A 6,709-nucleotide genomic window follows, 5' to 3' on the forward strand; every position below is an offset into this window, starting at 1 on the left:
AGTGATTGGTTTGCCATCATGCAGATCAATATCACGCAGAGGTGAGGTGACCAGGTGGGAAACGGCGAAGCTGTCCGCGTGGGTGTGGTGGGAGTCGGTCAGCGGGCCGTCATCGCCCGGCACATCGCCGAGTCCGGGCTGGCCGCGACAGTGGTGGCCGCGGCCGACCCGACCGAGGCCGGCCGCACCCGGGCCCGTGAGCTGTTCGGCGAGATCGACGTCGTCGAGCGGCACACGGATCTGATCGAGGCCAAGCTCGTCGACGCGGCGATCGTGACCGCACCGGACTGGACCCACGCCGAGATCGCCGTCGACCTGCTGCGCGCGGGCATCGCCGTCTACATCGAGAAGCCGCTCGCGATCACGCTCGAAGACGCCGACGCAGTGCTGGGCGCCGCACAGGAGTCGAACACGCCGCTCTACATCGGACACAACTTCCGGCACTCCGGCGTGGCCCGCGCGTTGCGCGAGGTCGTGGCCCGCGGCGAGATCGGCGAGGTCAAAACCGTGTGGTGCCGCCATTTCGTCGGCAACGGCGGCGACTACTACTTCAAGGACTGGCACGCCGACCGCAGCAAGGTCAACTCCCTGCTGCTGCAGAAGGCCAGCCACGACCTCGACGTGATCCACATGCTTGCCGGCGGCTACACCCGCCGCGTGGTCGGCATGGGGCAGCTCGCGGTCTACGGCGGCATCTCCGACCGCGGCGGCCACGAGAACGAGCTGATGCAGGACTGGTTCTCCTTCGACAACTGGCCCCCGGCCACGCAGACCGGCCTCAACGACGTGGTCGACGTCGAGGACGTCTCCATGGTGCTGATGACCCTCGACAACGGCGTGCTCGCCAGCTACGAGCAGTGCCACTTCACCCCGGACTACTGGCGCAACTACACCGTGATCGGCACCGAGGGCCGCGCGGAAAACTTCGGCGACACCGGCGGCGGCGTGGTGAAGGTGTGGAACCATCGCCGCGGCTGGTCGGCCGACGGCGACCGCGAGTACCCGATCTCGGGTGTCGAGGAAGGCCACGCCGACGCCGACCTGCTCACGATGACCGAGTTCCTGCGCTACGTGATCGACGGCGAGACCCCGACGCTCTCCCCGGTCGCCGCCCGCGAGGCCGTGGCCGCTGGTGCGCTGGCCACCCAGTCGCTGCGCACCGGGTCGGTCCCCCTCGACGTGCCCGAGCTGCCCGCCGCCGTGCGCGCCCACTTCCCCGCCGTTACCCGCTGATCTCCCGTTCCTCCCCCGCCCGCTGAAAGGAACCCCGATGGCTTCATTCCCCCGCCGAGCCCTGGCCGCGGTGGCCGGCACGGTGGCCGCCGCCGCCACGCTCGCCGCGTGCTCGTCCAGCCCGAGCGCATCCACATCGGACACCCCGTACAGCCCGCCCGACGCCAACATCTCCGCGAACCTGACCTACGCGGTCTGGGACCAGACCCAGGTCAAGGCGATCAACGCCAACCTCGCGGAGTTCAACAAGAAGTACCCGAACGTCAAGGTGAACGTGGACGTCACCCCCTTCGCCAACTACTTCACCAAGCTGCAGACCGAGGCCTCCAGCGACAGCCTGCCCGACCTGTTCTGGATGAACGGCCCCAACTTCCAGCTCTACGCGAGCAACGGCAAGATCGAGCCCATCACCGGCGAGGTCAAGGCCGGCGCGGTCGACCCGAAGAACTACCCGCAGTCACTGGATCAGCTGTACACATTGGACGGTGTGCAGTACGGCGTGCCGAAGGACTTCGACACCATCGGCGTCTGGCTCAACAAGGCGCTGTTCGCCCAGGCCGGCGTGCCGATCCCGAGCAAGGACTGGACGTGGGCCGACTTCCAGTCCACCGCCACGCAGATCTCCCAGAAGCTCGCGAGCAAGGGCGTCTACGGCGTCACCGCCGGCATGGACAGCGGCCAAAGCACGTACTACAACACGATCTTCCAGGCCGGCGGCTCGGTGATCTCGTCCGACGGCAAAAAGTCGGCGTACGACAGCCCCGCCACCGCGAAGGGCGTCCAGTTCTGGACCGACCTCGTGAAGTCGAAGGCCATGCCCACGATCAAGCAGCTCACCGACACCACCGGCGACCAGTGGTTCGTCTCCGGCAAGTCGGCGATGTACCAGGGCGGCAGCTGGGCCCGCAGCGAGGTGGCCGCCGCGCCCGTCGCCAAAGACATCGCCGTGCTGCCCGTGCCCAAGGGGGACCAGCAGGCGACCGTGATTCACGGGCTGTCCAATGTGGTCGCCGCCAGCAGCCCGAACAAGCAGGCCGCGCAAGCGCTGCAGGTGTTCCTCGCGAGCAAGGAAGCCCAGCAGCAGCAGGGTGACCTCGGCGCGGTGATCCCCGCCTACAACGGCACGCAGGACGCGTTCGCGAAGTCCATGCCGGGCGTGGACCTGCAGCTGTTCCTCGACGAGGTCTCCTACGCGAAGCCGCTGCCGGTCTCGAAGAACACCGCCGTGTGGAACACCCTAGAGACCAACCTGCTGCCCGACGCGTTCGACGGCACCAAACCCGTCGACGCCGCACTGAAGGACCTGGCGTCGCAGATGAACGCGGACCTGGCCAAGGAATGAGTGCCGTGTCCGCCGACGTCTCCGAGTCCGCTCCGGCGCCCGCCGCTCCCGCCACCCGGCGGAAGCGGCGCGGCGTCCGGCGCGGGGACGGGCTGTGGCCCTGGGCGTTCGTGCTGCCGCTGCTGGCCGGGGTGCTCGTCTTCTACATCTGGCCGATCCTGCAGACGGCGTTCTACTCGTTCACCACCTGGGGCGTGTTCGGCGGCTTCAAGTGGTCCGGGCTGGACAACTACGGCCGGCTGTTCACCGACCCGCAGCTGTACCGGTCGCTGCTGAACACCCTGATCTACACGGCGGTCGTGCTGCTCGGCGTGCCGATCGCGGCCTGGCTGGCGAGCCTGCTCAACACCCCGGGCCTGCGGTTCGCGCAGTTCTACCGGGTGCTGTTCTTCCTGCCGTACGTGGCGATGCCCGCCGCCGTGGCGCTGGTGTGGCGCATGATCTTCAACGGCGACTACGGCATCCTCAACTGGGCGCTGTCGCTGTTCGGGATCCCCGGCCCGTCGTGGGTCAACACGCCGGGCTTCGCGCTCGCCGCGGTGTCCGTGGTGGGTCTGTGGTCCTCGCTGGGCTTCTCGATGATCGTGCTCGGCGCGGGCCTGAAGAACATCCCGCCGGAGCTGTACGAAGCCGCCGAGCTCGACGGCGCGAGCCGCTTCCGCCAGTTCCGCTCGATCACGCTGCCGCTGCTGGCGCCCAGCGTGTTCTTCGTGGTCGTGGTGACCACCATCGCGAGTTTCCAGCTCTTCGACCTGCTGTACGCGTTGCTGGGCAACCACAACGCGGTGCTGCCGAAGACGATGTCGCTCGTCTACTACTTCTACAACGCGGGTTTCGTCGAGAACGACAAGGGTTTCGCCGCGGCGATCGCGATGGTCATCTTCGTGCTCATCGGTCTCGTCACGCTCCTGCAGTTCCGCTTGCAACGGAGGTGGGCCGGTAATGCCTAGATCCCGACGCCGGCAGTCCAACGCCCTGATCCACCTCGTGCTCGGGGTGGGCGGGCTGATCATGGCCTTCCCGTTCCTGTGGCAGATCGTGATGTCGTTGTCCACCAACGCCGAGGTCCAGAGTGTGACGCCCACGTTCTGGCCGGAGCACCTGCAGTGGCAGAACTACGCGGCGGTGTTCCAGCGGCTGCCGTTCCTGTCGCAGCTGTGGACCTCGGTGCTCATCACGGTGATCCGCACGCTCGCCCAGATCGTGCTGTGCACGCTGGCCGGCTACGCGTTCGCGCGCATGCGCTTCCGTGGCCGGGCAGTGCTGCTGGGGCTCGTGCTGTCGATCCTGCTGGTGCCCTCGCAGGCGTACCTGATCTCGCAGTACCAGATCGTGCAGGGCCTCGGCTGGCTCAACACCCTGGCGGGCATCGTCGCGCCCGGGCTGTTCAGCGCGTACGGCACCTTCCTGATGCGCACGGCCTTCCTCAACCTCCCGGCGGAGCTGGAGGAGGCGGCGCGCATCGACGGCAGCGGCCCGTTGCGGACGTTCTGGAGCGTGCTGCTGCCGGTGGTGCGCCCGAGCATCAGCGTGCTCGCGATCTCGGCAGTGCTGTGGTCGTGGAACGAGCTGCTGTGGCCACTCGTGGTGTCGACGCGCGCCACGCAGATGCCGCTGTCGGCCGCGCTGGCCACCCTGGCCGGCGACGTGACGGTGAACTACCCCGTGCTGATGGCCGCCAGCCTCCTGGCCATGGCGCCGATCCTGATCCTGTTCATCCTGCTGCAGCGCCGGGTGATCGACGGGCTGGCGTCCTCGGGCTTGAAGTAACTAGGCCAGCTGCTGCCGCGCCGCCGACGCGAACCTCAAGGGTGCCCCCGCGTCGGCGTTGCGGAAGCCCAGCGACGGTTCGGCCAGCTCGAGCTCCAGCACCAGCGGATGCCCGTCCTCGCCGCGCACGATGTCCACCCGGGCGTAGAGCAGTTCGGCACGCAGGATGCCCAGCAGCGAGCACGCGGCGTCCAGGGCGTCCTCCGCGACGGCGCGTACCCCGGACGCCGGGACGGCCGGGGCGAGCTTCTCCGTGAGAAACAGGCCCGATGGGTCGGTGCCGGCCCCGAGCATCGCGCCTTTCGTGAACGCGTGCGAATAAACGCCGCCGAAGTACACGAGCGCGATCTCGCCCTGGGCGTCCACACTGGACTGGTACGGCTGGACGACGGCGGTGCGGCCGTCGGCGTGCAGCCCGCGCAGGTGCTCGGCCGCACCGGCGGCGTCGGCGCCGAAGCGGGCGGCACCACGCGAACCCGCGCCGACCGAGGGCTTCACCACGAACGGCACCTTCGGCCACTTCGCCTGCTCACCCGGCTCGACCAGCGTGGTCGGCACCGTGGGCACGCCCGCCTCGATCAGCTCGACGAGGTAGGACTTGTCGGTGTTCCAGCGCACGACCGCGGCGGGGTTCGCCAGCGTCGGCACGGTCTCGCACCAGTCGAGGAACTCGGCGCGACGCTCGGGGTAGTCCCAGGTCGCGCGCAGCACCACGAGGTCGGCGGTCGAATAGTCGGCGGCCGGGTCGTCCCACACGGCCCAGCGGACGCTGAACCCCAGGTCGTCGAGAGCGGACGCGGCGGCGGTGTCGTCGCCGTCGCCCTCGGGCATCTGGGCGCAGGCGACGAAGATCGCTTCGCGGGTCACCAGCCGGCCCGCGGACCGGCCATCTTGCGGCGGTGGGCCGCGCCGATCCTGGTCGCCTTCACGGTCTCGCTGTCCCATTCGGCGGGCTCGAGGTCCTCGACCGCCTCGACGAGCGCCGTACCTGTCTCGGGGGTCGGCACGATCACGTCGCCGAGGGCGCCGTCGGCTCCCACGAGCACCACGCGGGCGCCGATCCGGCCGATGTTCTCGACCACCGCGCGCGACGGTTTCCCGTGCCGCGCCACGAAGTCACGGGCGGCGGCCAGCTGCCGGCCGGTCGGTGCGGGGGGCATCTGCTCGGTCTCCTCAGCCACGTCGGCGAGCTTAACCGGTCTCACCCGGTGACGCGGAACAAGCGTGGCGTCGGCCATAGTTGGACACCGGTGAATGCCGAACCCGTCGCGAGGAGGAAACATGCCGTCCGCTGTGCAGGTCAGGAGGACCGGTGGTCCCGAGGTGCTGGAGGTCACCGAGGTCGAGGTCGGCTCGCCCGGTGCCGGTGAGCTGCTGGTGGACGTGGCCGCCGCCGGCGTCAACTACATCGACACCTACCAGCGCCAGGGCATCTACCCGATCGACCTGCCGTTCGTGCTCGGCCTGGAGGGCGCGGGCACCGTGGCCGAGGTCGGCGAGGGCGTGACGGCGTTCGCTCCGGGTGACCGCGTGGCCTGGCAGGGCTCGCTGGGCAGCTACGCGGCGCGCAAGCTCGTGCCGGCGGCCGGCGCCGTGAAGGTGCCCGCCGGCGTGTCCGACGAGGTCGCCGCCGCCACGATGCTGCAGGGCATCACCGCCCACTACCTCGTCCGCTCGACCTACGAGGTCAAGCCGGGCGACGACGTGCTGGTCCACGCCGCGGCAGGCGGTGTCGGCCTGCTGCTGGTGCAGCTGGCGAAGGCGCGGGGTGCGCGCGTGATCGGCACGGTGTCCACCGAGGAGAAGGCCGAGCTGGCCCGCGGGGCCGGCGCCGACCACGTGATCCGCTACGACCGGGAGGACTTCGCCAAGGTCACGCGCGAGCTGACCGACGGCGAGGGCGTGCACGTGGTCTACGACGGCGTCGGCAAGGACACCGTCGACGGCAGCTTGGCCAGCCTCAGGATCCGCGGCATGCTCGCGCTGTTCGGCGCGGCCAGCGGCCCGGTGCCGCCGATCGACCCGCAGCGCCTCAACTCGGGCGGCTCGCTGTTCCTGACGCGCCCGACGTCCGGCCACTACGTCCGCACGCGCGAGGAGCTCGACTGGCGTGCGGACGAGTTGTTCGCCGCCGTGACCGACGGTTCGCTGGACATCCGCATCGGCGGCCGCTACCCGCTGGCCGACGCCCGCAAGGCCCACGAAGACCTGCAGGGCCGCCGGACGACCGGGAAGCTGATCCTCGTCCCGTGACGCCAACGCACCACCCCAATGTGGCGTTGGTTGCGTTGAGCGCACCCAATGCGGCGTTTGGGGGGGTGTACCGCACGCACACCCCAGGGGGGGGGGTGGGAGGGCTGTGGG

At 69.6% G+C, this 6,709-nt stretch carries 7 protein-coding genes; 5 read left to right on the top strand and 2 right to left on the bottom strand.

Features of this window, described 5'->3' with window-relative positions; all coding sequences use genetic code 11:
- Positions 1 to 54 precede the first annotated feature (54 nt).
- The 4 genes from AB0F91_RS10300 to AB0F91_RS10315 are packed head-to-tail and all read left to right on the top strand — an operon-like array spanning position 55 to position 4,345.
- Positions 55 to 1,233 (top strand): Gfo/Idh/MocA family oxidoreductase, encoded by a 1,179-nt coding sequence (locus AB0F91_RS10300; RefSeq protein WP_360596546.1) that lies wholly within the window; start codon positions 55 to 57, stop codon positions 1,231 to 1,233.
- Between the two features lie 37 nt (positions 1,234 to 1,270).
- Positions 1,271 to 2,575 carry a sugar ABC transporter substrate-binding protein gene (locus tag AB0F91_RS10305; protein WP_360596547.1) on the top strand — a complete coding sequence of 435 codons (1,305 nt, stop codon included), beginning with the start codon at positions 1,271 to 1,273 and terminating at the stop codon, positions 2,573 to 2,575.
- A gap of 5 nt (positions 2,576 to 2,580) precedes the next feature.
- Positions 2,581 to 3,525, top strand: a complete 945-nt coding sequence (locus AB0F91_RS10310; protein WP_360596549.1) for a sugar ABC transporter permease — start codon at positions 2,581 to 2,583, stop codon at positions 3,523 to 3,525.
- Positions 3,518 to 4,345: a carbohydrate ABC transporter permease gene (locus AB0F91_RS10315; protein ID WP_360596551.1), complete on the top strand. Its 828-nt coding sequence runs from the start codon at positions 3,518 to 3,520 to the stop codon at positions 4,343 to 4,345. The genes AB0F91_RS10310 and AB0F91_RS10315 overlap by 8 nt, the downstream gene beginning before the upstream one ends.
- Here the strand turns inward: AB0F91_RS10315 and AB0F91_RS10320 are convergent, their stop codons facing one another.
- Both AB0F91_RS10320 and AB0F91_RS10325 read right to left on the bottom strand, forming a co-directional pair.
- Entirely contained in the window at positions 4,346 to 5,212 is an 867-nt protein-coding gene (locus AB0F91_RS10320; protein WP_360596553.1) for a hypothetical protein, read from the bottom strand.
- Positions 5,209 to 5,505, bottom strand: a complete 297-nt coding sequence (locus AB0F91_RS10325; protein ID WP_360597074.1) for a hypothetical protein — start codon at positions 5,503 to 5,505, stop codon at positions 5,209 to 5,211. Before AB0F91_RS10325 ends, AB0F91_RS10320 begins: the two co-directional genes overlap by 4 nt.
- A 121-nt stretch (positions 5,506 to 5,626) precedes the next feature.
- Between AB0F91_RS10325 and AB0F91_RS10330 the strand changes: the two genes are divergently transcribed.
- Complete coding sequence (locus AB0F91_RS10330) at positions 5,627 to 6,598, top strand: quinone oxidoreductase (RefSeq protein ID WP_360596555.1); 972 nt, start codon at positions 5,627 to 5,629, stop codon at positions 6,596 to 6,598.
- Positions 6,599 to 6,709: the final 111 nt, after the last annotated feature.

This window comes from Amycolatopsis sp. NPDC023774, from assembly GCF_040639695.1.
Taxonomy (GTDB): Bacteria; Actinomycetota; Actinomycetes; order Mycobacteriales; family Pseudonocardiaceae; genus Amycolatopsis.

Excerpts from the sequence above, each read along its gene's own strand:
- AB0F91_RS10325 (WP_360597074.1), bottom strand. The coding sequence starts at position 5,505 with ATGCCCCCCGCACCGACCGGCCGGCAGCTGGCCGCCGCCCGTGACTTC.
- AB0F91_RS10315 (WP_360596551.1), top strand. The coding sequence starts at position 3,518 with ATGCCTAGATCCCGACGCCGGCAGTCCAACGCCCTGATCCACCTCGTG.
- AB0F91_RS10330 (WP_360596555.1), top strand. The coding sequence starts at position 5,627 with ATGCCGTCCGCTGTGCAGGTCAGGAGGACCGGTGGTCCCGAGGTGCTG.
- AB0F91_RS10305 (WP_360596547.1), top strand. The coding sequence starts at position 1,271 with ATGGCTTCATTCCCCCGCCGAGCCCTGGCCGCGGTGGCCGGCACGGTG.